General features: G+C 66.3%; 21 protein-coding genes. 15 read left to right on the top strand and 6 right to left on the bottom strand.

Going from position 1 to position 23,319, the window contains the following annotated elements:
* Positions 1–23 precede the first annotated feature (23 nt).
* Positions 24–1,469: a dihydrolipoyl dehydrogenase family protein gene (locus ACT3S6_RS06260; protein ID WP_444554209.1), complete on the bottom strand. Its 1,446-nt coding sequence runs from the start codon at positions 1,467–1,469 to the stop codon at positions 24–26.
* A gap of 297 nt (positions 1,470–1,766) precedes the next feature.
* Between ACT3S6_RS06260 and ACT3S6_RS06255 the strand changes: the two genes are divergently transcribed.
* From ACT3S6_RS06255 to ACT3S6_RS06235, 5 genes are all read left to right on the top strand, one after another.
* The gene (locus ACT3S6_RS06255; protein WP_444554208.1) at positions 1,767–2,555 is read left to right on the top strand and encodes a Crp/Fnr family transcriptional regulator; all 789 of its coding nucleotides are present in this window, start codon (positions 1,767–1,769) and stop codon (positions 2,553–2,555) included.
* Between the two features lie 65 nt (positions 2,556–2,620).
* Positions 2,621–3,859 (top strand): ABC transporter substrate-binding protein, encoded by a 1,239-nt coding sequence (locus ACT3S6_RS06250; protein ID WP_444554207.1) that lies wholly within the window; start codon positions 2,621–2,623, stop codon positions 3,857–3,859.
* A complete protein-coding gene (locus ACT3S6_RS06245) occupies positions 3,849–4,679 on the top strand; it encodes an ABC transporter permease (protein WP_444554206.1) in 831 nt (276 codons plus the stop codon). Before ACT3S6_RS06250 ends, ACT3S6_RS06245 begins: the two co-directional genes overlap by 11 nt.
* Positions 4,670–5,527 carry an ABC transporter permease gene (locus ACT3S6_RS06240; protein WP_444554205.1) on the top strand — a complete coding sequence of 286 codons (858 nt, stop codon included), beginning with the start codon at positions 4,670–4,672 and terminating at the stop codon, positions 5,525–5,527. The genes ACT3S6_RS06245 and ACT3S6_RS06240 overlap by 10 nt, the downstream gene beginning before the upstream one ends.
* Positions 5,524–6,642 (top strand): ABC transporter ATP-binding protein, encoded by a 1,119-nt coding sequence (locus ACT3S6_RS06235; RefSeq protein ID WP_444554204.1) that lies wholly within the window; start codon positions 5,524–5,526, stop codon positions 6,640–6,642. Before ACT3S6_RS06240 ends, ACT3S6_RS06235 begins: the two co-directional genes overlap by 4 nt.
* Before the next feature lie 22 nt (positions 6,643–6,664).
* Here ACT3S6_RS06235 and ACT3S6_RS06230 read toward each other — a convergent pair whose 3' ends face one another.
* Together ACT3S6_RS06230 and ACT3S6_RS06225 are read right to left on the bottom strand one after the other, a co-directional pair.
* Positions 6,665–7,342 carry a haloacid dehalogenase type II gene (locus tag ACT3S6_RS06230; protein WP_444554203.1) on the bottom strand — a complete coding sequence of 226 codons (678 nt, stop codon included), beginning with the start codon at positions 7,340–7,342 and terminating at the stop codon, positions 6,665–6,667.
* 33 nt (positions 7,343–7,375) lie between these two features.
* A complete protein-coding gene (locus tag ACT3S6_RS06225) occupies positions 7,376–7,663 on the bottom strand; it encodes a YrhK family protein (RefSeq protein ID WP_443384045.1) in 288 nt (95 codons plus the stop codon).
* 107 nt (positions 7,664–7,770) lie between these two features.
* On the opposite strand from ACT3S6_RS06225, the gene ACT3S6_RS06220 reads away from it, so the two are divergent.
* Both ACT3S6_RS06220 and ACT3S6_RS06215 read left to right on the top strand, forming a co-directional pair.
* The gene (locus tag ACT3S6_RS06220) at positions 7,771–8,427 is read left to right on the top strand and encodes a TVP38/TMEM64 family protein (RefSeq protein ID WP_443384046.1); all 657 of its coding nucleotides are present in this window, start codon (positions 7,771–7,773) and stop codon (positions 8,425–8,427) included.
* Positions 8,420–9,046, top strand: coding sequence for a CDP-alcohol phosphatidyltransferase family protein (locus tag ACT3S6_RS06215; protein WP_443348183.1), 627 nt, complete (start codon positions 8,420–8,422; stop codon positions 9,044–9,046). The genes ACT3S6_RS06220 and ACT3S6_RS06215 overlap by 8 nt, the downstream gene beginning before the upstream one ends.
* Here the strand turns inward: ACT3S6_RS06215 and ACT3S6_RS06210 are convergent.
* A complete protein-coding gene (locus tag ACT3S6_RS06210) occupies positions 9,028–9,705 on the bottom strand; it encodes a class I SAM-dependent methyltransferase (RefSeq protein ID WP_444554202.1) in 678 nt (225 codons plus the stop codon). The genes ACT3S6_RS06215 and ACT3S6_RS06210 overlap by 19 nt on opposite strands.
* 537 nt (positions 9,706–10,242) lie before the next feature.
* On the opposite strand from ACT3S6_RS06210, the gene ACT3S6_RS06205 reads away from it, so the two are divergent.
* Positions 10,243–11,241: an NAD(P)-dependent alcohol dehydrogenase gene (locus ACT3S6_RS06205; protein WP_444554201.1), complete on the top strand. Its 999-nt coding sequence runs from the start codon at positions 10,243–10,245 to the stop codon at positions 11,239–11,241.
* A gap of 88 nt (positions 11,242–11,329) precedes the next feature.
* On the opposite strand, the gene ACT3S6_RS06200 is transcribed toward ACT3S6_RS06205, so the two are convergent.
* Positions 11,330–11,875, bottom strand: a complete 546-nt coding sequence (locus tag ACT3S6_RS06200) for a YceI family protein (RefSeq protein ID WP_444554200.1) — start codon at positions 11,873–11,875, stop codon at positions 11,330–11,332.
* A gap of 311 nt (positions 11,876–12,186) precedes the next feature.
* On the opposite strand from ACT3S6_RS06200, the gene ACT3S6_RS06195 reads away from it, so the two are divergent.
* From ACT3S6_RS06195 to ACT3S6_RS06185, 3 genes are all read left to right on the top strand, one after another.
* Positions 12,187–13,620 (top strand): NAD(P)-binding domain-containing protein, encoded by a 1,434-nt coding sequence (locus ACT3S6_RS06195; protein ID WP_444554199.1) that lies wholly within the window; start codon positions 12,187–12,189, stop codon positions 13,618–13,620.
* A 150-nt stretch (positions 13,621–13,770) separates the two neighbouring features.
* The gene (locus ACT3S6_RS06190) at positions 13,771–15,201 is read left to right on the top strand and encodes an aldehyde dehydrogenase family protein (protein WP_444554198.1); all 1,431 of its coding nucleotides are present in this window, start codon (positions 13,771–13,773) and stop codon (positions 15,199–15,201) included.
* A 71-nt stretch (positions 15,202–15,272) separates the two neighbouring features.
* On the top strand, positions 15,273–16,799 hold the full coding sequence (locus ACT3S6_RS06185; protein ID WP_444554197.1) for a GMC family oxidoreductase: 1,527 nt from the start codon (positions 15,273–15,275) through the stop codon (positions 16,797–16,799).
* Between the two features lie 40 nt (positions 16,800–16,839).
* Here ACT3S6_RS06185 and ACT3S6_RS06180 read toward each other — a convergent pair whose 3' ends face one another.
* Positions 16,840–18,486, bottom strand: a complete 1,647-nt coding sequence (locus ACT3S6_RS06180) for an ABC1 kinase family protein (protein WP_443384051.1) — start codon at positions 18,484–18,486, stop codon at positions 16,840–16,842.
* A gap of 89 nt (positions 18,487–18,575) precedes the next feature.
* Between ACT3S6_RS06180 and deoD the strand changes: the two genes are divergently transcribed.
* The 4 genes from deoD to ACT3S6_RS06160 all read left to right on the top strand — a co-directional run bounded on the left by deoD (position 18,576) and on the right by ACT3S6_RS06160 (position 23,271).
* Entirely contained in the window at positions 18,576–19,283 is a 708-nt protein-coding gene (gene deoD / locus ACT3S6_RS06175) for a purine-nucleoside phosphorylase (protein ID WP_443384052.1), read from the top strand.
* 103 nt (positions 19,284–19,386) lie between these two features.
* Positions 19,387–20,934: an SLC13 family permease gene (locus ACT3S6_RS06170; protein WP_443384053.1), complete on the top strand. Its 1,548-nt coding sequence runs from the start codon at positions 19,387–19,389 to the stop codon at positions 20,932–20,934.
* A 28-nt stretch (positions 20,935–20,962) separates the two neighbouring features.
* Positions 20,963–21,370 carry an acyl-CoA thioesterase gene (locus ACT3S6_RS06165; RefSeq protein WP_443384054.1) on the top strand — a complete coding sequence of 136 codons (408 nt, stop codon included), beginning with the start codon at positions 20,963–20,965 and terminating at the stop codon, positions 21,368–21,370.
* 284 nt (positions 21,371–21,654) lie between these two features.
* Positions 21,655–23,271: a ribonuclease J gene (locus ACT3S6_RS06160; protein WP_443384069.1), complete on the top strand. Its 1,617-nt coding sequence runs from the start codon at positions 21,655–21,657 to the stop codon at positions 23,269–23,271.
* Positions 23,272–23,319 lie beyond the last annotated feature (48 nt).

Here is a 23,319-nt window from a genome sequence, read left to right as displayed (position 1 = left end):
CGGTGGGGCAGGGGTACAGCGGGTTACCTGTTCCGTCCGGGGTTTTTGGCTATCCACGCCCGACGAACCCGGGCCAGGAGGCCGGTGGCCAAGCTCATCGGCGGGGCAGCCAACCGGGCCTGGACATCCTCGAGTGCCGCGTCGCGTAGCGCCTCGGAATAGGTCGGATACGGATGGATCGTCCCGGCAACCTCCGAGGCACTCAGTCTGGAGTGCACCGCCAAGGTCAGCTCGGCCAGGGTGTCCCCGGCCCGGGGCCCCACGATGGTCCCTCCGACGAGCTTGCCCCGCCGATCCACGACGACCTGCGTATAACCCTGCGTCTGGCCGGCGGTGATGGCCCGATCGAGTTCGCCATGCCAGCTGGTATGCACCCGGTCACCGGGTTGGGACGCGGCGCCGCGTCCGACGGCTGCGACTTCGGGTGAGGTGAAGGTGACGCGGGGCACGACGGCGGGGATCCTGCGGCGCAGGCCCAGCGCCGCATTGGAGGCAGCGACGCTCCCGTGCAAGCCCGCCACGTGGGTGAAGTCCTCGTAGGCGGTGATATCGCCCGCGGCACGAATGAGCGGGTTCGAGGTGCGCAAGGTGGCATCGGTGAGAACGTGTCCGCGCGTATCCAGCTTCACGCCGATGGTTTCCAGCCCGAGTCCGGAGGTCCGGGGGCTGCGGCCGGTGGCCAGGAGCACCAGGTGGGCGACGACGTCTTCTCCGGTGTCCAAATGCAAAGTGGCATCGTCGGGACCACCGGTGGCTTCGGTGATGGCCGCCTCCTCCAGGATCCGTATCCCGTCGTCCTGCAGGCTCCGGCGCAGGATATCCGCTGCCTCGAGGTCTTCCTTGGGCAGCAGGCGCGAGCGGACCACCAGGGTCACGGCAGATCCGAGTCGGGCGAAGGCCTGGCCGATTTCACAAGCGATGGGTCCGCCTCCCACGACGACCAACCGATCCGGCAGCTCGGTGACATCCCAGATGCTGTCAGAGGTCACTGTCAGGCACGGATCGAGGCCCGGAATCAGCGGAGCGGAAGGCGCGCTGCCGGTGGCCAGCAGGGCCTGCCGAAAGCGGATGGTTCGCCCATCGACGTCGGCCAGGCCGGGACCGCGGAACACCAGTGTTCCCTGCATGACCTCGACGCCCGCGGCCCCCAATGCCTCCGGGGTATCTCCCGGTTCGATCGTGGCGATTGCCGCAGCGATCCGTTCGCGCGCCGTGCCGAATTCCAGGCGCTGCCCGCCCGAGCGGTGGCCCTGCACCGATTCCTCGGCAGAGGAAAGCAAGGTCTTCGAGGGGACACATCCGGTGTACAGGCAGTCTCCTCCGGGACGCGCACGCTCCACGAGGAGCGTTTTGACGCCGAAACCGGCAGCGGTCTTCGCGCCGACGATCCCCGCCGAGCCTCCACCAACCACCAGGAACTCGACGGTTCGATCCTTGGGTGACATATCCAGATTTTCGAAGCGTTCCATGCTTGGAATGGTACGGCCGCCGGTGCCTGAACCAGCAGGAATCCGGTAGCGGGCCTGCCGCATGACGTTGTGTAGTCCAGTTCACTGAAAACCGCGGTCCGCGCCGTCTAGCGTGAGGCAATCGAGAACGCACCAACGACTCCGAGAATGGATGGACCCCATGCGGGCAACAGCGCCAGAACGTCAGGGCAGAGCCTCAGCGCCTTGCGGGCGCCTCCTGCTGACTGACACCGCGGGGCAATCCCCGGACGCTGACATCAACCCCCGCGTTGCCGGGCGTTCGTTCGAGGTGCGACCATGACCGATAACTGCTCGCTCGAAATGACGGCAGCCGTTCCGGGCGATCTGCGCCCGTGGGCACCACGCCAACGAGAGGCCGAACCACTAGTGCCCGAGCTCTACGAACACTTCAGTTGCCTGCGCGAGGTCGATCTCTTCGCCGACCTTTCGGCCGCTGAAATTGCTGCCATGGACCGCATGCTTCCCCCACGGACCTATGATCGGGGCACAGTGCTGTTCAGCCCCGGTGAACCGGCGATGGAGCTCTTCGTGCTCAAATCCGGTCGGGTGAGGATCTTCCGCGTCGCCGAGGACGGCAAGGCGCTGACGATGGCCATCCTGGAACCAGGCGCGGTGTTCGGTGAAATGCTGCTGGTGGGCCAGCGCATGTATGACAACTACGCGGAAGCAATCGAGACCTCGAAGGTCTGCACGCTCAGCGTCGGCCAGGTCGAGGGACAACTGCTGGCTGACCCCCGCATCGCCGTCCGCGTATCACGTTTGCTCGGCGAACAGGTGGCCAGACTGGAGCAACGGCTCACCGATCTGGCACTGCTGCCGCTCTCGGCACAAGTGGCCTCCACGCTGCTCAAACTCGACGACGCCACCGGGCCACCGCGTTTCGGCCAGCACCGGACCATTCGTTTGACACACGAACAACTGGCTGGATTGCTCGGTGCCTCCCGGGAGGCGACCAGCAAGATCATGTCCGAATTCGCCGCCGGCGGGATTCTGCGCCAGGGACGGGGGCGGCTGAGCCTTCTTGACCGACCCCGGCTGGACCGTGCCGCCCGCGGCGTGATGTAGACGCCGGACCGCAAGCCCGCCCACCGTGCCCCATCCGAAAAGGACAGCTGCTCCGAATGAAAGACATGAGCTCCTGGAGCCGCCGAAAGTTTCTGGCCGCCGCCGTTATGACCGGTACCGTCGCCGGGCTCTCGGCCTGCTCTGGCGCCGCTCCCACGGCCCGGACGTTCGACGATTGGGCCCAGGTCAGTGACCAGGCACGTGGCCAGACCGTGAAGTTGTGGATGTACGGCGGTGATCAGCAGGGCAACACCTACATCGACCAGCATCTGGTCCCAGCGGCCGCCGAAGTCGGCGTGAAGCTCGAGCGGGTACCGGTGGCGGACACCAAGGACGCCATGAACCGGGTGCTCAGCGAGGTCCAGGCCGGCACCACTGACGGGGCCGTTGACCTGGTGTGGGTCAATGGCGATAACTTCGGCACCGGCAAACAGGCAGGGGCCTGGGCCTGCGGGTGGACCTCGCTGCTGCCGAACATGGCACTGACGGCGCCCCAGGACCCGCTGCTGACGAACGATTTCGGCACCCCGGTCGAAGACTGCGAGGCACCGTGGAACAAGGCCCAGTTCACGGTGGCCTACAACGCGGCCACCGTCGAACGCCCGCCGGGATCCATCGCCGAGCTGTTGCAATGGGCGCGAAAGAACCCCGGACGATTCACGTATCCGGCACCTCCCGATTTCACCGGATCGGTCTTCACCCGCCAGGTCCTCAACTCGGTCTCCGGAGGATATGAGAACGTGCCCCTGGCCTTCGACCGCTCCGCCTATGAGGACCTCACTCCCGCGCTCTTCGACGCGATGTCGGAAGTGGCCCCCGCGTTGTGGCGCGAGGGACGGACCTACCCCAAAAGCGGGGAGGAACTCAATGCGCTCTTCGCCGACGGACAAGTCGACTTCACCATGACCTACGGCCCCGCAACGCTGACGAAGCTGGTCAAGGACGGTACCTACCCGCCGCAAACCACGGTGTTGGAACTCGACGGCGGCACCCTGGGCAACGCCAGCTTCCTGGCCGTCCCCGCCACCTCGGGGAACCAGGCAGGCGCCATGGTGGTCGCCAATATCGCCCTCTCGGCCGAGCAACAGGCCACCAAGGCGGACCCGCGCATCTGGGGCCAGTTCCCCGTCGTCTCCGCGGAGAGGTTGGACCATCGGCAGCAGCAGCTCTTCGAGGCGCTGCCCACCTCGAGTGTGGTTCCTGCCTACGAGGTCCTCTCCCGCAAGGCCAACCCCGAATTATCTGCCGAGTGGGTCAGCGAACTTGACCAGGGATGGCGCCGGGAGCTGCTCGGTGGGAAATAGAAAGGCGACCCTGCTGGTGCTTCCGGCAACGGTGATCAGCTTCTTCGTCGTGGTCGGCGGTCTACTGGCGGCCCTGATGCAAAGCCTGGGCTTGCTGCCCTTTGCGGGGCCGCCCACGCTGAACTCCAGCGCCTATCTCACGGTGGCCCCCGACCTGCCATCGGCCGTCGCACTGTCCTTCGGCATCGCCGCAGCTTCGACACTGATCGCCGTGATCTTCGGTTTCGTCACGGCCATGTTGGTGATGCGCGGACGTTTCGGCGGGCGCCTGATCGCCATGGTCTCGACCTGGAGCATCCCGTTTCCGCATCTGGTCGGTGCCGCCTCAATGGGGCTGCTGCTCGGGGATGCGGGCTTCCTCGCCCGGATCTTCGGCACCGACTCCTGGCCCGAACTGGTGGGCGGGCCCGCCTGGATCGCGGTCATCGCGGCCTATAGCTGGAAGGAATCGGCGTTCGTCGCCCTCGTCGTGACCGGTGTCCTCCTGACCCGGGCCACCGCCTACGACGAAACGGCCGCGCTCTTGGGCGCCGGCCGATTGCGGCGCCTGCGCCATGTCCTGGTCCCGCTGAGCCTGCCCGCCCTGGGAGTTTCGGCAACGATCGTCTTCGTCTACGTTTTCGGATCCTATGAAGTGGCTTGGCTGCTGGGCCGGCCCTACCCCGAACCGCTACCGGTCATGGCCCTGCGGCTCTTCAGCTCGGCCTCATTGTCCTCACGTCCCGAAGCGGCGGCACTGGCCGTGGTCACGACCATCGTCGCCCTGGGAGCCGCGGGCCTCGCCGCGCTGGCGCTGCGCCGGGTGCCGCTATGGCAGTGATCCTCCCCGCCCCCGCCGAGTCCCGGAAGGAGGCGACGCGCAACGGCCTATTCGCTTCACGACGGCTCGGGCGTTGGGGAAGGTGGCTGCTGGTGCTGGCCATGACCGTCTGGTTCCTGGCCCCCCTGCTGCCCTTGGCTCTGTGGTTCTTCGCCGAGCGCTGGTCCTTTCCGGGCATCCTGCCCCAGGAATGGGGGACCGGGGCAGTACAGGAGGCCCTGGCGCAGGGGGCGGTGCCCGCCTTTGGGCGTTCCTTGGGCGTGGCGCTGGCGGTCATGGCGGTGGCCACCCCGATGGGCCTGCTGGCGGCGCGGGCCTTCGCGTTCCACCGTCCGCACGGCGCAGGGTTCCTCAGTGCCCTGGTGTTCGCGCCGTTGGCCCTGCCACCCTTTGCCGCCGCCTTCGGGCTGAACGTGCTGTTCCTACGCTTGCATCTTCCGCCGATGTTCGGCATCGTTCTGGTTCTTGCCGTTTATGCCTTGCCCTATACGACGTTCACCCTGCGGGTGGCCTACGGCGCCTATGAGTGCGGCTTCGAGGATGAAGCACGTATGCTCGGCGCCTCCCGGTGGCGCGTGCTGAGCCGGGTGCACCTGCCATTACTGGCTCCCGCCCTCATGCGTGCTGCCTTTCTGGCCTTCCTGGTGGGGTGGAGCGATTATGTGGTCACCTTGCTGGTGGGCGGCGGCACGCTGGTGACCGTCCCCCTGCTGGTGGCCTCGGCCGCTGCCGGAACCGGCAATGATGCGATGCTCTCGGTGCTGTCGGTCACCGCCGTCCTGCCTCCGCTGGTCCTGTTGCTGGGAGCGGCAATCCACACCCGTCGACGTCTGGGAGTCCGCTCATGAGTGCAACACTGGTCATCGAAGACCTGATCACCACCTTTCCCGGTACCGTCCGCCCGGCCTTGGCAGGCATCAGCCTGGAGGTCCGTGCTGGTTCCTGCACAGCGGTCTTGGGCCCCTCGGGGTCGGGTAAGAGCACGTTGCTGCGCTCGGTGGCCGGACTTGAGGTCCCCGATGCCGGCCGGGTCGTGCTCGGGGGCACGGACCTCGCCCCGATCCGGCCCGAACAGCGCGGCATTTCCCTGGTGTCCCAACGCCCGTTGCTCTTTCCCCATTTGAACGTCCTGGACAACGTTGCCTTCGCCGCACGGGTGCGCGGTGTCCCCCGCCGAGAGGCCCGCCGCGACGCCGCGGACTTCCTGGACGTCGTCCAGCTCGGTGACTTGGGAAATCGGCGTGCCACCGAGCTCTCCGGGGGACAACAACAGCGGGTGGCCCTGGCCCGCGCCCTGGCCGCTCGGCCGGGCCTGCTCCTCCTCGATGAGCCCTTCAGCGCTCTGGACCCCGGGCTGCGGACCAGCATGCACGATTTGCTGGCCGAGGTGCGTCGCCAACTTTCCCCGACCCTGCTGCTGGTCACCCACGACCGAGACGAGGCCGTTGCCGTCGCCGAACGCGTTGCCCTGCTCGGGAACGGGTGCCTCTTGCAACATGCCGCCGTCCAGGAGATCTACACCCGTCCGGTATCCCTCGAGGTCAACCGGCTGATGGGTGGCCTCAACGAGGTCCCGGGCACGGTCCGCGGCGGTCGGCATGAATCGGAGCTGGGAAGCTTGGCGTTGCCGGAGGACGCTGCCGGTGCCTCCGGGCCGGGAACCCTGATTTTTCGGCAGGAAAGCATCATGGTCAGTGGCGTCGACGGCCCCGGAATACCGGCGATCGTCAGTGCCGTGAAGCCACAGGGGGCCAGACGGATACTCACCGTGCAGGTCGGCGGACAGCTGCTCCACGCCGAAGCCCCCTGGGCGCTGCCGGTGGCGCAGGGGACGCCGGTGCGGTTGCAGATTCCGCGTTCGGCGCTCTGGGTCCTACCCGAGGAACCGACCGCGACGACCACGGGTTCCACTCCCAACGCAACGGGCGACGCCATCGATCAGCTGGTCACCGACCATGTCTAGGCGCGGCGGACCACCGACGCCCTCAGCGCGATACCAGCGCCCGTGGAAGATCCGTCAGCCGGGTGATGGTCAGCTCCGGGGCAATAAAATGTCCGGGGTAGCTGGTGCCGTCCCGATTGAGCCAGGCGGTGCGCAGGCCGGCCCGCGCCGCGCCATGGACGTCCCAGGGATGCACCGCCACCAGCAGCAGGTCCGCCGGATCCGCGGCACAGGCGGAAGCGGCATAAGCGTATGCTGCCGCAGCGGGCTTCCACGCCGGGGCCTGGGCGACCGAGAGCACAAGGTCGAAATACCCGCGCAGGCCGGCGGCCGAGATCATCGATTCGGCCAGGGTGGCGGCGCCGTTGCTGAGCGTGACCAGGCGATGGCCGGCCTCATGCAGAGCTTTCACCCCGTCGGCGACATCCGCGTGCAACCCGAGACCGGAGAGGGTCTCCATGATGGTCTCCACGGCCACCGCCGTGGGACAGGAGAGATCAAGACGGTCGAACAGTGCGTGCAGGTTTCCGCGTCCCAGGACGGCGAAATCGGCGTTGTCGCCGGCGGCGGCCAGCGCGAAACCATCCCGCAGCAGCCGGGCGAACCACTGATCGGCCAGCGCGGCGGGGGCTCCGAGCTGCTCGAAGCTCCACCCCAGCACCGACATATCGGACAGGGTCTCGTTCACATCGAAAACGATGACGGGCAAACGGTCGTTCATGGTTCCTCCGACTGGGTTCTTGAGGGGATGCGGTTAGCTGGTGCCCTGATCCGTGGTGCCGGTCAGGCCCTGGAGTTCATCCAGCCGGACGAGCTTGATCTCACGGATCAGACGCAAGGTGGGTTTGAGTGCGAAGCACACGGAACCGACGAGGAAAAGCCAGGTGGCCAGGATCGTCGTCGACTCCCGGAAGAAGAAGATGCTGCCGACGATGAACAAGACCGCTGCCAGGAAATCGACGGTCGTGTAGGCGATTTCGAAGCGGGCGGAGAGTCGGCTGTGTTGGCCGCTTCGATGCTGGTGGTCGGTGGTGAAGAGCACGACAATCTCCTGATTCTCGGTGGGGTCCGGCCCGGCGGGCCGGCTGTGGACCATTATCCTCCCGGGGTGTGGATTGCCGAGGGGCCCCTGGCCGAGCGGTGCAGGGCATGAACGGTCGGCGTCGTGCCCTGGTCCGGTTGACAGTACTGGTGGTTTTGCTGGCGATCCTGTCCGTGCTGGTCCTGCGCCTTCCCCTGCCGGGGGTGGAGGAGCTGCGGACCTCGTTGCGCGGGACCGGGGGGTGGGGAATGAGCGTGTTCGTGCTCGGGTATGCGGCACTGACCTTGTCGCCGGTGCCCAAAAGTGTTCTCTCGGTGGCCGCGGGCCTGGTCTTTGGTTTCTGGGCGGGAATCGGCTTGGTCTATGGCGGGGCGATGCTGGGTGCCGCGGGCGCTTTCTGGCTGGGCCGCTGGCTGGGCCGGGACGCCGTGGAAAAGTTCACCGGAACCCGGGTCCGCCGCGTTGATGATGCCCTCAGGCGCCGGGGCACGCTGTCGGTGATCGGCCTCCGGCTGGTCCCGGTGCTGCCGTTCACGGCCATCAACTATGCGGCGGGCCTGACCTCGATCAGCTGGGGATCGTATTTCTTGGGGACGGCGTTGGGCATCCTGCCCGGAACCGCCGCGTACGTCACGCTGGGCGCCTATGGCACCGACCCCGGATGGCAATTGGAGCTGGCCGCGGCGGTCCTGGGCGTCCTGATCCTGGGTGGGGTCCTGTTCGCGGCTTGGAAGCACCGGAAGGAACGGAAACCTCATGTTTGACGCACGACTACGCCAGTTCAGTGCCGGTCTCGCGGACCGGACAGCACGGCGGCTGGACGTCCCTTGGATCACCCCGGACCGGCTGACCGGCCTGAACCTGGTCCTCGGCTTGGCCTCGGCCGGGTTCGCTGCGGCTCAATGGTGGACTCCAGCACTCCTGGCCTGGCTCCTGTGCCGGCTGGCCGACGGGCTGGACGGACCGCTGGCACGGATTCGTCGCGCGCGGACCGGTGCCGAAGACACCGGGCAGGGCGGCTTTTGGGATATCTGTGCCGACTTCGTGGTCTACGGGGCCACCGTCATCGGCGTCGGATGGGGTGCCACGGAGGCCTTCGGCGCCCCCTGGTTGCCCTTCCTGCTGGTGGTCTTCGCCTACTACATCAACGGCACCGCCTTCCTGGCCTTCTCCTCGATTGCCGAGAAGACCGGCCGGCGCATTGACGATGGCCGCTCCTTGTCCTTTATCTCGGGGTTAACAGAAGGGACGGAAACCATCGTGGTGCATGTGTTGTGGCTGGTCTTCCCGATGGTGGCGTGGCAGATCGCCGCGGTGTGGGCTGGCCTGGTCTGCCTCAGTGCCACGGAACGAATCATCCGTGGTTACCGTTCGCTGGGGTGACTCCTGTTCCCGGTCGGCAGGGGAATCCTTCCGGCGCGGATCTGTAGATGGCCCCCACGGGCCTGGTCGGGGACGACGTCGGTGCATTGCTCCTCCACGGCGGTCCAGGGGTGGGCGGTGATATCGGAACCACCGAGCCGGCAGGCGGCCTCCGCCAGCCAGCCCAGCACACGGGCCGCCCCGAGAGGACGCTGCATATCAACGACGCAGATGGTCCCGCCGGGTACCAACGTCGAGCACACGTGGTCGAAGGCCGTCTGCCAGTGAGGCATCAGCGATAAGGAATAGGTGGCCAGGGCCTTCGCCGAATGCGGGCGGGCCCCCTGGTGGCGCAGCGTTGAGGACAGCTCGGCGGCGGTCATGGTTTGGGCATCGGCCTGGATCAGCGCCACGTTGGTCCACCCCCGGGCTTGCACTCTGCGACGTGCCTGCCGGAGCATCGCCGCGCTGCTGTCGATGCCCACGATGCGTCCGGTCTTCCCGATCCCGGCCTGCAATGAGGCGAAGTTCAATCCGGTGCCGCAACCGATATCGAGGATCTGATCGCCCGGTGCCGGTTGCAGGGCGCGGATTCCGCGGACCCGACCGGCCCGGTAGACCGGCCATTCCCCGGAGAGGGCGTCGTAGAACGGGGCGAACCTGGTGTATTTGTCCGGCATATCAGCTCGTCGCGTCGGGGGATGCGGGCGACGGGTGGCCAGCCCACCCGGAGGGGGCAGGGGCAATGCTCGAAGACCAGGGAGAGGATCCACGAGACCTCGGTCCCCGTCGCGGGGCAGTCCCGACGCATCCTGCGCCAGGCATCCAGGTAGACATCGTGAAGAACTGATTGGGCCCGCAGCGGATCACCGAGGATATGGCAGGCCAAGCCGTAGGCCCGCCGGCACGTCAGTTCATAGAAGGCCTCCATCGCCCCGGTGTCGCCGTTGGCCAACCGCCGAACCAGATCGGTCTCCGTCGTTCCCTCTGCAGGGGAAGGAATCCGGTCTTGAGGAGCATCAGGCATCGAAGCCACCATGAGCAGGGCCCCCTGACGTGAATATGTCCTGCACGCTTCCCCCCGGATGATGACTACCTGTGCTCCACACTAACGCCAGTCGTAAGATTTTCTAGTAACTTTTCAGAAAAGAAGTAGGTTGATTTCCTGGACCGCCGATGCTGCCCGGCTGCCGGCGGGAGGCGATAGCATCAGAACCATGGAAAATCCCAGCGCAGTTCTTCGTGGCATCCGTGACGTCGTCATCGAGGACCGGCCGGTTCCGGCCCCGGACCATGGCCAGGTCCTGGTCGCGGTGAAGGCCACCGGCATCTGCGGCTCGGATATCCACTATTACGAGCAGGGCCGGATCGGGGATTTCGTGTTGGAGGCCCCGATGGTGATCGGTCATGAGTCGGCGGGCCTCATCACTGCCGTCGGCTCGGGGGTCGATCCGTCGAGGGTGGGCGAGCAGGTCGCCTTGGAGCCCGGGGTGCCCTGCCGGCGCTGTCTCCAGTGCCGGTCTGGACGCTATAACCTGTGCCCCGACGTCGTCTTCTTCGCGACCCCACCGGTGGACGGTTCCATTTCCAGGTACGTGGTGATCGACGCCGATTTCGCCCACCGGGCTCCGGGGGAAATCTCTCTCGAGCAGGCGGCCCTGGCAGAGCCCGTCTCGGTGGGGATGTGGGCTGCCCGCAAGGCCTCCATCACCGCGGGGGATCGGGTGCTGGTCGCCGGGGCGGGACCGATCGGCCTGCTCGCGGCGCAGGTCGCCCGCGCCCAGGGAGCGGATGGGGTGACCGTGACGGACGTGAACGAGTATCGACTGTCGGTGGCCAGAGCGATGGGGTTGGAGGCGGTACGGGCCGGGGAGGAACTGCCCGGGGACTTCACCGTTCTGCTGGAATGCTCCGGCGCTGGAGCCGCACTGGATCACGGACTCCGCGCGCTGGCTCCCGCCGGACGGGCCGTGCTGGTCGGGATGGGTACCGACGAGGTTTCCGTGAGTGTGCCGCTCATCCAGGGCCGGGAGCTGACCATCAGCGGGGTCTTCAGGTATGCGAACACCTATCCGACGGCTTTGGGTCTCATCGCCTCCGGTGCCGTCGATGTGGAGGCCGTGATCACCCACCGTTTCGCTCTGGAGGAGACGGAATTCGCGCTGACGTTGGCCGCGCGGGAATCGGATTCCCTCAAGGCAGTGGTGTTGAACTAGCGACTTCTAGGGACGCTGGGCCACAAGAGGCCAGCCGCCACCCCGTGTCGGGGCGTGGCTGGCGTCGTGATCCGTTGACCTGATCCGGCTAGTCCGCGGCGGGCAGGACGAAGGCCGAGTCGACCGTGATGGTGACCTTGTCGCCCACCAGGACACCGCCGGCCTCGAGTGCTGCGTTCCAGGTGATGCCGAAGGCCTTGCGGGAGATCTGCGTGGTGGCCGAGAAGCCGGCCCGGGTGGTGCCGAAGGGGTCGACGGCGACGCCGCCGAATTCGACCTCGAGCTCGATGGGCAAGGTCGTCTCCTTGATGGTCAATTCTCCGGAGAGGGTGAATTCCTCCGTCGAGCCGTGCGCGCCGGTGGAAACGAACCTCATCTCGGGGAACTCCTCGACGTCGAAGAAGTCAGCGCCTTTGACGTGTCCATCGCGATTGGGGTCCTTGGAATCGAAGGAGTCGGTCTTGATGGAGGCCCTCACGGTGGAGGACGCGAGGGAATCGTGGACTTCCAAGGTGGCGTCGGCGTCGGTGAAAGACCCGCGCACCTTGCTGATGCCGGCATGCCGAACACTGAATCCGATGTCCGTGTGCGCGGTGTCGAGCTGCCAGATGCCGGGGGTCAAGGTTGCTGCCATGTCTGTCTCCTGAGGGGTGTCGATCAAGCAAGTTTTGTATGCGTATGCATCTATCGTGAACGCATATAGTTGATGCGTCAAGTTAATATTTGTTTGATTCCCCAGGTCGGCCTCCGGAAGCGTGTCCGACGGGCGGCAGGGCAAAAACCTACCCGGTGGTAAGGTCGGAGGATTCACGGTGCGGATTCCACGCACCCACCGTCCGTAAGGACCGCAGCGGAACTTCAGCGCGGCAGGCGGGACAGAAGACGACTGAAGCCGTGCGTCGAGGTGTACTACCGGTTACTCCGGGACTCCGTGCGGCCCAGCTGATGCAGGGGCCGAAGAGGCCGGAAGGATGGATTTTCGTGGCACAACGCGTGGCAATTATTGGGGCCGGACCCAGCGGCATGGCACAACTGCGAGCCTTCGAGGCAGCACGACAGGCCGGCAAGGACGTCCCGGAGGTCGTCTGCTACGAAAAGCAGGACGACTGGGGCGGGCAATGGAACTACAACTGGCGCACCGGGATCGATGAGTTCGGCGAGCCGGTGCACTCGAGCATGTATCGCAACCTCTGGTCCAATGGCCCCAAGGAAGCACTGGAATTCAGCGACTACAGCTTCGACGAACATTTCGGCCGCCCGATTTCCTCCTACCCACCACGACCGGTGCTGTGGGACTACATCGACGGGCGGATGGCCCAGTCCGGGCTCAAGGAGCAGGTCCACTTCTGCCATGCGGTGCGGTGGGTCCACTTTAGCGAGCAATCGCAGAAGTTCACGGTGGTCGTGGATGACCTGTCCGCAGGCACCAGCAAGACCGAGGAATTCGACCACGTCGTCGTCGGTTCCGGACACTTCAGTTTCCCCAACGTCCCCGACTTCGCAGGCATCGAGACCTTCCACGGGACCTTGCACCACGCCCACGACTTCCGCGGTGCCGAGAAGCTGGCCGATCAGGACGTCCTGCTGATCGGCGCCAGCTATTCAGCCGAGGACATCGGCGTCCAGGCCTTCAAGATGGGTGCACGTTCGGTGACGCTGAGCTACCGCAGCGGCCCCATGGGCTACGACTGGCCCACCGGGATGCAGGAAGTACCGCTGATCGATCGGTTCGAGGGCCAGATCGTCCACTTCGTCGACGGCACCTCCCGCCACGTTGACGCAGTGATCCTGTGCACCGGCTATCTGCATAAGTACCCGTTCCTTCCTGCCGACGTGGCGCTGAATTCGCCCAATAACGTCTACCCGGACGGCCTGTACCGCGGCGTCGTCTCCGACGTCAACGAGAAGCTCTTCTACCTCGGTGCCCAGGACCAGTGGTTCACCTTCAACATGTTCGACGCCCAGGCCTGGTATGTGCGTGATGTGATCCTCGGGCAAACCCAGCTGCCCTCGGCCCAGGAGCGCACCGAGCATATGCGCCGCTGGCGTGAGAGCTTCCTGGCCATCGACGGCGATGCCGATGAAGTACGGTTCCAGGCCGACTACATCCGTGACCTGCTCGAGGCCACCGACTACCCGCCCTTCGACGTCGATGAGGTCGTGGAGATCTTCCTGGCCTGGAAGGAAGATAAGCAGAAGAACATCCTGACCTACCGGGATAAGACCTACAGATCGGTGAAGACCGGAACGATGGCGGCCACGCACCATACCCCGTGGCTGCGCGAGTTGGATGACAGTCTGGAACGCTACCTTTCGACCCCTGAAGTCGACCCCCTGGAGGAGATGGTGGACGGCGACGTCCAGGAGGCGGGCCGGTAGTCTTTCCGCTGCGGGTCGGGGAACACTGCGCTGGCGTCCAACACCGGAACCCGGAAAGACAAGACACCGGCGCTGTTCCACGGCAAAGTGGGAGGTCAGTGACCACCACGCGCCGTCCCCCGGGCGGCGCACGCAGCATAGGAGCAGCCCATGAGCACGCAGCCGGCCACCGCGACAATGACCTACCAGGATCTGTTGGCCCGGATCGTCGGATCGGGGGAGGGCCGCGCCATCAGCGACCCGGCCACCGGAGAACTCATCGGGCAGGCCCCCGTGCAGACCGCCGCCGACCTGGATGCGGCCGTCTCCGTCGCCAGGTCGGCGCAACCGGGGTGGGGCGCGCGCTCCCACGCCGAGCGCAGCGAGTACCTCAACGCGGCGGCCGACGCGGTGGAGGCCTCCGCCGAGGCGTTGGCCGAACTACTCTCCCGCGAACAGGGCAAGCCGCTGAACGGGCCCAACGCCCGCTTCGAAGTGGGGGCGTGTTCGGCCTGGCTGCGGGCCGCAGCCGCTTTCGAACTCGAACCCGAGGTCGTGGTGGACGACGGGGAAACCCATGCCGTGGTGCACTACCGTCCACTGGGGGTCGTGGGGGCCATCGGCCCGTGGAACTGGCCGATGATGATCTCCGTCTGGCAGATCGCCCCGTCATTGCGCATGGGCAACACCGTGGTCCTCAAGCCCAGCGAATACACCCCGCTGTCGGTATTGGCCCTGGCAGCGGTGATGAACCAGGCACTGCCGGAGGGGTTGCTACAGGTGGTCCCCGGCGGCCGCGACGTCGGTGAGGCACTATCCGCCCACAAGGACGTCGACAAGATCATGTTCACCGGATCCACCGCCACGGGCAAGGCGATCATTCGTTCCTCCGCCGACACCGTGAAACGCCTGACCCTGGAACTCGGCGGCAACGACGCGGGGATCGTGCTCGACGACGTCGACCCCCAAGCCATTGCCGAGGACCTCTTCTGGGGGGCCTTCATCAATACCGGGCAAACCTGCGCAGCCATGAAACGGCTCTACGTCCCGGACGCCATCTACGACCAGGTCTGCGATGCCTTGGTCGAGGTGGCGGGGAAGATGCCCATGGGTATCGGGCTGGACGAGGGGAACGTGCTGGGCCCGCTGCAGAACCAGGCCCAATACGACATCGTTGCGAAGCTCGTCGAGGACGCCAAGGCCTCGGGGGCCCGGATGCTCATGGGAGGGAACCCGGAGTCCGGCCAGCCCGGGTACTTCTACCCGACGACCCTGGTCGCCGACATCGACAATGCCAACCCGCTGGTGGCCGAGGAACAGTTCGGTCCTGCCCTGCCGATCATCCGCTACTCGACGATCGACGAAGCCGTGCAGATGGCCAATGGCTTGGACGTGGGCCTCGGTGCCTCCGTCTGGTCGGCCGACCCGGCACGGGCCCGTGAGGTTGCCGCCCGCATCGAAGCCGGCACCGTGTGGATCAACAAGCACGGGGCCGTGGACCCGCGGGTCCCCTTTGGCGGGGTCAAGCAGTCCGGCTACGGACTCGAATTCGGCGTCGCCGGACTCAAGGCCCTGGGCGTCCCGCAGGTCATCGCCGGCTGACCGGCCGAGACCGCGCCCCCACATCGACAACGCCTGGTTGATCGCATCGCGCGTGCCACGGAGAGGAACACATGGAAGACCAGCAATTCGACCACCTTGTCATCGGCGCGGGCTCCGCCGGCAACGTCATCGCCAGACGCCTGCTTGACGCGGGAAAACGGGTCGCCGTGATCGAAGCAGGGGAACAGGACACCAACCCCGACATCGCCAATGTCTGCACGCTCGGTGCCCTCTGGCATAGCGAACAGGATTGGGATTACTACAGCACTGCGCAGGACGGGGCAGCAGGGCGTAGCCTGCACCTGCCGCGGGGCAAGGTCATGGGCGGCTCCCATGGGCTGAACGCCACGATCTGGGTCCGAGGCGCCCGCCAGGACTACGACACCTGGGCCTACCTCGGGTGCCCGGGCTGGTCCTGGAAGGACGTTCTTCCGCTGTTCAAGAAGATCGAAAACTACGATGGCGGAGCCTCGGAGACACGCGGTGGTGACGGGCTGCTGGACGTGAGCACCGGTTACGAGCACAATCCGATCCAGGACTCGATGCTCGAGGCCGCCGTCGAAGCCGGTTTCGAGCTCAACGATGACTACAACTCGGGGAACCCCGAGGGCGTTTCCCGGATGCAGCTCAATGTCCGGGACGGGCAGAGATTCAATACCTGGCACGCCTATCTCAAGCCCGTGGCCGACCACCCGAATCTCACCCTGCTCACCGGGACCCGGGCCCACCGGTTGCTCATCGAAGACGGCGCCGTCCTCGGGGTGGAGGTGGAGGATAGCGGTGGCCAGCGGGTGTTGCGCGCGGCGGAGACCATTCTTGCGGCCGGAGTCATCAATTCCCCCGAGCTGCTGTTGCGCTCGGGGATCGGCCCGGCGGATGAACTGGCAGAAGTCGGCATCGACGTCGTCCACGACCTTCCCGGAGTGGGTAAAAACCTCCAAGACCACCTGCTGTCACCCGTGATCTTCTCGAGCGACCGCCCGGTGCCGGAACTGACCGCCGCCCCCGCGGAGGTGCACCTCTTCGCCAAGAGCCGCCCGGACCTGGAAGTCCCTGATACCCAACCGATCTTCTTCTCCGTGCCGATGTACTCGCAGGACTATGCGGGAGGGGAGATGACCGGTGCCGACGGGGGATTCTCGATGCTTGGCGGTCTGGTCCGTCCGCACAGCCGGGGAGAGGTCCGTCTGACCGGGCCGGAAGCATCGGATCCGGTCAGCATCGACCTGCGGGCACTCTCCGAACGAGCCGATGTCGATGCCCTCGTGGCCTCGGTGGTCCACTGTCGGAGGATCGGTCGCACGGAGGCCTTGGCTGCCTGGGGTGCCACCGAGGTCTACCCGGGACCTCAGGTCGCCGACGAGGACCTGGAGCAGTACGTACGCGACTCGGTGGTGACCTATCACCACCAGGTCGGCACCTGCCGCATGGGTTTGGACGCCGAGGCCGTCGTGGATCCGCGCACCCTGAAGGTCCGCGGTCTCGACGGCGTGCGCATCGCCGATGCCTCGGTCATGCCATTGGTTCCCACCGGCAACACCAACGCACCCTCGGTGATGATCGGTGAACGGGCGGCGCTGATGTTGCTCCAGGGGTGAGTCCACGCCGGACGGCGGCGGGCTGGAACGCCGGCCGTGATCAGCTTCGCCGTCGGCGTGAGGTCCAGGCCAGGTAGCCGCCCAGGGCGCCTACCCCACCCACGCCGGCGGTGAAGAGGGCCTGGGGCCAGCGATGCCAACGCGTCGGCTGGCTGCCCACCAGCCCGCCGACCGCCGTGATGAGTGCGGCGGTGACCAGCCCGGCCACGATCCGGTTGCCGGTATGGTCCAACCGGTCCATGAGCTCGTCGAGTTCCTCGGTGCGGATGCGTACGTCCACGCCTCCGCTTTCCAGGATTTCGGTGGCCCGGCGAATCAGTTCCGGCGCTTCCGACCCGAGGTTCAGTGCCTCCGAGGCGATCAGCTTGAGCTGTTCGGCGATGGCGGAGGGGGAGACCGAAGCCAGCATGAGTCGGCGCGCGTAGGGCGAGACCTCGGAGAGCAGGTCGAAGGCCGGGTCGATCTCCTGGCCCAGTCCCTCGGCCATGGCCAGCATCTTGATGAGCAAGGCGGTATCGGGTGGGAGTCGGAGCTGGTGGCGACGCAACATGGCGACCACGTCGTTGACGATGAGCGTCAGCGGGACCTGGGCCAACGGTTGATCGGCGTAGCGGTCCAACAGCTGGGCCAGGTGGGCCTGGAGTTCGGCCCGCCGGCTCGTCTGCCCGGCCCCGCAGAGCCGCAACAGGGCGGTGGTCATCCGGTGGGGGTCCCGGAGGACAATGGCTTGCAGCAGCTTCACGAGTTGGCGTTTCAGGTCGTCGCTGACGTGTCCGACCATGCCGAAGTCGATGATGCCGAATCGTCCGTCGTCCTCGACGAAGAAGTTCCCCGGATGCGGATCGGCGTGGAAGAACCCATGTTCGAAGACCATGCGCAGCAGCACGTTGCACGCCCGGGACGCCACCTCGGAGGGGTCCAGGCCTGCGGCATGCAGGCCCTGCACATCGGTGATCTTCAGCCCGCGCATGCGCTCAAGGGTCAACACCCGCGACGTCGTCGTGCTCCAGAAGACCTCGGGGATGTGGACCTTCTGATCGGTGGCGAAATCCTTGGCGAACCGTTCGGCGTTGCGGCCCTCGGCGAGGTAGTCCAGTTCCCCGCGCAGCGTCCGGGCGAACTCGTCGACGGTATCTGCCAGCCGCAATCCCCGGGCCGTGGCCGAAGCCTGTTCGGCCAGCTTGGCGATTTCTGCCATGATCTCCAGGTCGTTGTTGACCTGTTCCACGATTCCGGGGCGGCGCACCTTGACCACCACGTCACGTCCCTGGACCGTGGCCACATGGGCCTGACCGATGGAACCGGTGGCCAATGGGGTGGGATCCATGGTGGACAGAAGTTTCGCGGCTTCGGGTCCCAGCTCGGCCTCGATGACCTCGCGGATTCCGTCGAAGGGCACCGAGGGGGTCCCGTCCTGGAGTTTGGCCAGTTCCACCACGTACTCGGCCGGCAGGAGATCCGAGCGGGTGGAAAGGACCTGCCCGAACTTCACATACACGGCCCCCAGCTCCTCCAGGGCCAGGCGTAGTCGTTGGGGCAGCCCCTGGTTCTGGCCTTGGCCTGCGGGGAACCGGGCCGCGGGACCCAGGATGCGGGCATCCACGCCCAAGGCGGCGAGCAGGAAGCCCAAACCGTGCCGGCTGAAGGTCTCGGCAATATCGCGGAAGCGTTCGCGGCGACCGGTCATGGCATTCCACGGTGTGAGGAGGTTCCCATGTCGGTCATGCTATCCTCCCGTGCAACCACCCCGACCGCCCCCGACCATCCAGGAGAGTCATGGCCACCCCGCATATCTCAGCAGAACCCGGCGACTTCGCACCCCATGTGCTGATGCCCGGGGATCCGCGACGCGCCCAGCGCATCGCCGAGACCTTCCTGGAGGACCCGCGACTGGTCACCGAGGTCCGCGGCATCCTGGGCTACACCGGAACCGTCGATGGCCAGCCGGTGTCGGTGATGGCCTCGGGCATGGGAAGCCCCTCGATCAGCATCTATGCCACCGAACTGGCCAGGTTCTACGGGGTGAAGCGGATCATCCGGGTCGGCACCGTGGGCAGCATGCAACCGCAGCTGAAGGTCGGGGACGTCATCGCCGCCGCCGCAGCCCACACCACCTCGGCGATGACCGCGGTGCGTTTCCCCGGTGTCCACATCAGCCACACCCCCGATTTCGGGTTGTTGCGTGCCGCCGTCGCCCATGGGGAGGACAGCGGGAAGACGGTCCATGTCGGCTCCGTGCTGACCAGCGACGACTTCTACAACGGCGACCCCGAGGCCATGGTCCGGCTCACCGAGGCCGGCACCCTGGCGGTCGAGATGGAAGCCGCCGCCCTGTATGCGGTGGGCATGCGGGAAAAGATCGAGACCCTGATGCTGGGCACCGTCTCCGATGGCAGCCCGGGCAGCTCTGATCTCACTGCGCAGGAACGCGAGGAGACCTTCACCGAGATGGTGGGGTTCGCGTTGGCGGCATTGCGTTCCTGAAGTCCGCGCCGGCCCGCGTGGTGCTCTGGGCAGAAGAGCCCGTATCGGAGATAGTGGGCGGACGGGACCGAACCATCCCGTCCACGCCAGCAGAAGGACCGTGATGACAACGCCGTCAAACGAACCGGATACCCGTCCGAACGATGCCCCGGACGCCACTGCGGAGGACGACGCCGAACAGGCGCCCGGGCTGCGCGAATCCGCCCAAAGCCCGGCCGTGTTGATGCGCAAGCGGATCGGTCTCTTCGCCGGGCCGGTGCTGGCCGTCGTCGTCTTCTTCCTGCTGCCCGGCGATCTGGCCCAACCCGCCCGGTTCACCGCCGCGGTGGCGACCGTGATGGCCCTGTGGTGGATGACCGAGGCGATCCCGTTGGCCGCCACCGCGCTGCTTCCGCTCGTGTTGTTCCCCATGCTCAACGTCGCCGGAATGGGCGATGCCGCGGCACCGTATGCGAATCCGATCATCTTCCTGTTCATGGGTGGTTTCATGCTCGCCCTGGCCCTGCAACGGTGGAACCTGCACCGGCGGATCGCGCTGGCCACCGTGCTGCTGGTGGGGACCAAGCCCCGCCAGCTGATCGGCGGGTTCATGATCGCCACCGGGTTCATGAGCATGTGGGTGTCCAACACCGCCACGGCGGTGATGATGCTGCCCATCGGGATGTCGGTGCTGGCGTTGACCGCGCGGATGAGCGATGAGAAGAAGGTACCCCCGAAATTCGGGATCGCCCTGATGCTCGGCATCGCCTACTCCGCCTCCATCGGCTCGCTGGGCACCATCATCGGGACCCCGCCCAACGCCCTGATGGTGGGTTATCTGCAACAGGCCCACGACATCCATGTCGGTTTCGGACAGTGGATGCTGGTGGGCGTTCCCATGTCGGTCGTCTTCATGGCGGTGGCCTGGTACCTGCTGACCTTCGTGATCTTCAAGCCCGAGATCAGCGAGATCCCCGGCGGCCGCCAGCTCATCTCCGATGAGTACAAGAAGCTGGGCCGGATGAACGTCGGGGAGAAACTGGTCCTGGCGATCTTCGTGCTCGCCGCGGCCTCCTGGATCACCGTGCCGCTGCTGTGGCCCGATACCTCCATCGAGGATGCCGTCATTGCGATGTGCGTCGCCGTGGCCCTGTTCATCATCCCGGCGAACCTGCGCAAGGGCGTCCCGCTGCTGAACTGGGGCAGTGCCAAGGAACTGCCCTGGGACATCCTGCTGCTCTTCGGCGGCGGGCTGGCCCTGTCGGCTCAATTCACCGAAACCGGCCTGAGCAAATGGGTCGGCGAACAAGTGGACGGCCTGGGCTTCCTGCCGGTGGTGGTCCTGATCGCCGCCGTGGCCCTGATCGTGTTGGGGCTGACGGAACTGACCAGCAACACGGCCACCGCGGCCGCGTTCCTGCCGCTGATCGGAGGGGTCGCCGTCGGGCTGGGATTGGACCCGATGCTCCTGGTGGTTCCCGTCGCCATCGCCGCCACCTGCGCTTTCATGTTGCCGGTGGCCACCCCGCCCAATGCCATCGCCTACTCCAGCGGCTACGTCGAGATCTCCGACATGCTCAAGGCCGGCATCTGGCTGAACGTCATCTCGCTGGTCCTGACCACTTTGACCACCATGACGTTGGCGGTCTGGGTCTTCGACGTCGTCTATTAGCCGCCAGCGGCCCCGGTAGGGTGGGGCCATGAGTTCCACGGACGTCACCATTGCCTTGCGCTGGTCGGATCAGGATGCCAACGGCCACCTGAACCACGCCCGCATCGTCACCCTCATGGAGGAAGCCAGGGTGCGGTGGATCCGCACCGAGGACGGGTTCGCCCGGTTGCTGATGGGGGTGGTCGTCGCCTCGATGACCGTGGACTACCTGGCCCAGGCCGAATACATCCCGTCGATGACCATCGGCCTGGGCATCGAGCGCATCGGGACGAAATCCTTCACCCTGCGACACACCGGCGTCCAGGACGGGACGACCGTGTTCGTGGGCACCACGGTCATCGTCCCGTTGGCGGCCGACGGTGCCGCCTCCCGCGCGTTGACCGATGACGAGCGCGAGGCATTGGGCCGGCATCTGGTGCATGACCCCGCCGAATAACCGGTCCACCGCACGATTCCTCCTCCGGAAGCGCGCGGGGTCGCTGCTGCGCGGGGCCCGACGGCGGCGTAGCGCCGAAGCGGTGGTAAAGTCGAGGTAGATATGCTTCTGCCGCCCGTGGGTCGCTGAAGCCCTTGATTTTCCCGGTTCGCTCCGGCGTCGACTGTTCACCTGACGCTGCCGGCCGGATACCGAAGAAACCAGAACAGCACAGAGAACGGACACTCTTGAGAAAAAAGCAGCACCAGACCCCGCCCGCACTCGCCAAGGGAGCCCTGCGTGTCATGCCGTTGGGCGGCCTGGGAGAGATCGGCCGCAACATGACCGTCTTCGAATACGGTGGCAAGTTGCTCATCGTCGACTGCGGCGTCCTCTTCCCCGAGGAACAGCACCCCGGCGTCGACGTCATCCTCCCGGACTTCTCGGCGATCCGCGACCGCCTGGACGATGTGGTGGGCCTCGTGCTCACCCACGGCCACGAGGACCACATCGGCGGCATCCCGTACCTGCTGCGTGAACGCGCCGACATCCCCTTGATCTCCGCCCGGCTGACGCTGGCCTTCGTGAAGACCAAGCTGCAGGAACACCGGATCAAGCCCAACGTGGTCCAGGTCAAGGAAGGCGAACGCAAGAAGTTCGGTCCCTTCGACCTCGAGTTCCTGGCCGTGAACCACTCCATCCCCGACGGCCTGGCCGTGGCGATCCGCACCGGTGCCGGCACCGTGCTGGCCACGGGCGACTTCAAGATGGACCAGTTCCCGCTGGACCGCCGCATCACCGACCTGGCCGGCTTCGCCCGGTTGGGCGAGGAAGGCGTGGACCTGTTCCTGCCGGACTCCACCAACGCCGAGGTCCCGGGCTTCATGGCCGCCGAAGCCGATCTGCTGCCGGCCATCGACAACGTCATGCGTACCGCCCCGCGCCGCGTGATCGTCTCCTCCTTCGCCTCGCATGTGCACCGCATCCAGCAGGTCATCGACTCCGCCCATAAGTACGGCCGCAAGGTCGCCTTCGTGGGCCGTTCGATGGTCCGCAACATGGGCACGGCCCGCGAGCTGGGCTACCTGAAGATCCCGCGCAACGTGCTCGTGGACTTCAAGGAGGTCGACAAGATGGCGCCGGAGAAGGTCGTCATCATCTGCACCGGTTCGCAGGGTGAACCGATGGCCGCACTGGCCCGCATGGCCAACCAGGACCACATCATCGACCTCATCGAAGGCGATACCGTCCTGCTGGCCTCCTCGCTGGTCCCGGGCAACGAGACCTCGATCTACCGCCTGATCAACGACCTGACGAAGCTCGGCGCCAACGTGGTGCACAAGGGCAACGCGAAGGTCCACGTCTCCGGGCACGCCTCGGCCGGCGAACTGGTGTACTGCTACAATCTGGTGCGCCCGAAGAACGTCATGCCGGTCCACGGCGAACACCGCCACCTGAAGGCCAACGCCGAACTGGCGGTGCGCACCGGGGTGGATCCCAAGAATGCACTGGTCCTCGAGGACGGCGTGACCGTCGACCTCAAGGACGGCGTCGCCCGCGTCTCGGGCAACGTCGCCGCCGACTACGTCTACGTCGAGAACATGGTCGCCGGCGCGGCCACGGAGGAGTCCCTGCAGGACCGCATCCGTCTGGCCGAGGACGGCGCGCTGACCGTGCTGGCCATCGTGGACCCGGCGACCGGCGCCCTGGAGGAGGACCCCGAGTTCTTCCCGGTGGGCTTCAGCTTCTCCAATAAGGACCTCGGCAAGGCCGTGGGCATCGTGGAGAAGACCCTCAACGGACTCAAGGGCGTCAAGACCGGGCCGGACGCGGAACGGGCGATCTCCCAGGCCCTGGTGCGCTGGTCCGACCGCGCCTTGCGCCGCAAGCCCGTCGTCACGGTCATCACCGTCGACGCCTAGGCTCCGCCGCCCACCAAACCGGTTCCGATCCCTGCGATCGGGACCGGT

This window comes from Arthrobacter sp. AOP36-C1-22, from assembly GCF_052377515.1.
GTDB lineage: Bacteria > Actinomycetota > Actinomycetes > Actinomycetales > Micrococcaceae > Arthrobacter_H.
The sequence above is the reverse complement of the archived record's forward strand: the minus strand, read 5'-3'. Positions and strand labels throughout refer to the sequence as shown.

Excerpts from the sequence above, each read along its gene's own strand:
- ACT3S6_RS06260 (WP_444554209.1), bottom strand. The coding sequence starts at position 1,469 with ATGGAACGCTTCGAAAATCTGGATATGTCACCCAAGGATCGAACCGTC.
- ACT3S6_RS06240 (WP_444554205.1), top strand. The coding sequence starts at position 4,670 with ATGGCAGTGATCCTCCCCGCCCCCGCCGAGTCCCGGAAGGAGGCGACG.
- ACT3S6_RS06195 (WP_444554199.1), top strand. The coding sequence starts at position 12,187 with ATGCAGGGGCCGAAGAGGCCGGAAGGATGGATTTTCGTGGCACAACGC.
- ACT3S6_RS06165 (WP_443384054.1), top strand. The coding sequence starts at position 20,963 with ATGAGTTCCACGGACGTCACCATTGCCTTGCGCTGGTCGGATCAGGAT.
- ACT3S6_RS06220 (WP_443384046.1), top strand. The coding sequence starts at position 7,771 with ATGAACGGTCGGCGTCGTGCCCTGGTCCGGTTGACAGTACTGGTGGTT.
- ACT3S6_RS06160 (WP_443384069.1), top strand. The coding sequence starts at position 21,655 with ATGCCGTTGGGCGGCCTGGGAGAGATCGGCCGCAACATGACCGTCTTC.
- ACT3S6_RS06185 (WP_444554197.1), top strand. The coding sequence starts at position 15,273 with ATGGAAGACCAGCAATTCGACCACCTTGTCATCGGCGCGGGCTCCGCC.
- ACT3S6_RS06170 (WP_443384053.1), top strand. The coding sequence starts at position 19,387 with ATGACAACGCCGTCAAACGAACCGGATACCCGTCCGAACGATGCCCCG.
- ACT3S6_RS06250 (WP_444554207.1), top strand. The coding sequence starts at position 2,621 with ATGAGCTCCTGGAGCCGCCGAAAGTTTCTGGCCGCCGCCGTTATGACC.
- ACT3S6_RS06215 (WP_443348183.1), top strand. The coding sequence starts at position 8,420 with ATGTTTGACGCACGACTACGCCAGTTCAGTGCCGGTCTCGCGGACCGG.
- ACT3S6_RS06200 (WP_444554200.1), bottom strand. The coding sequence starts at position 11,875 with ATGGCAGCAACCTTGACCCCCGGCATCTGGCAGCTCGACACCGCGCAC.
- ACT3S6_RS06235 (WP_444554204.1), top strand. The coding sequence starts at position 5,524 with ATGAGTGCAACACTGGTCATCGAAGACCTGATCACCACCTTTCCCGGT.
- ACT3S6_RS06180 (WP_443384051.1), bottom strand. The coding sequence starts at position 18,486 with ATGACCGGTCGCCGCGAACGCTTCCGCGATATTGCCGAGACCTTCAGC.
- ACT3S6_RS06255 (WP_444554208.1), top strand. The coding sequence starts at position 1,767 with ATGACCGATAACTGCTCGCTCGAAATGACGGCAGCCGTTCCGGGCGAT.
- ACT3S6_RS06190 (WP_444554198.1), top strand. The coding sequence starts at position 13,771 with ATGAGCACGCAGCCGGCCACCGCGACAATGACCTACCAGGATCTGTTG.
- deoD (WP_443384052.1), top strand. The coding sequence starts at position 18,576 with ATGGCCACCCCGCATATCTCAGCAGAACCCGGCGACTTCGCACCCCAT.
- ACT3S6_RS06230 (WP_444554203.1), bottom strand. The coding sequence starts at position 7,342 with ATGAACGACCGTTTGCCCGTCATCGTTTTCGATGTGAACGAGACCCTG.
- ACT3S6_RS06205 (WP_444554201.1), top strand. The coding sequence starts at position 10,243 with ATGGAAAATCCCAGCGCAGTTCTTCGTGGCATCCGTGACGTCGTCATC.
- ACT3S6_RS06210 (WP_444554202.1), bottom strand. The coding sequence starts at position 9,705 with ATGCCGGACAAATACACCAGGTTCGCCCCGTTCTACGACGCCCTCTCC.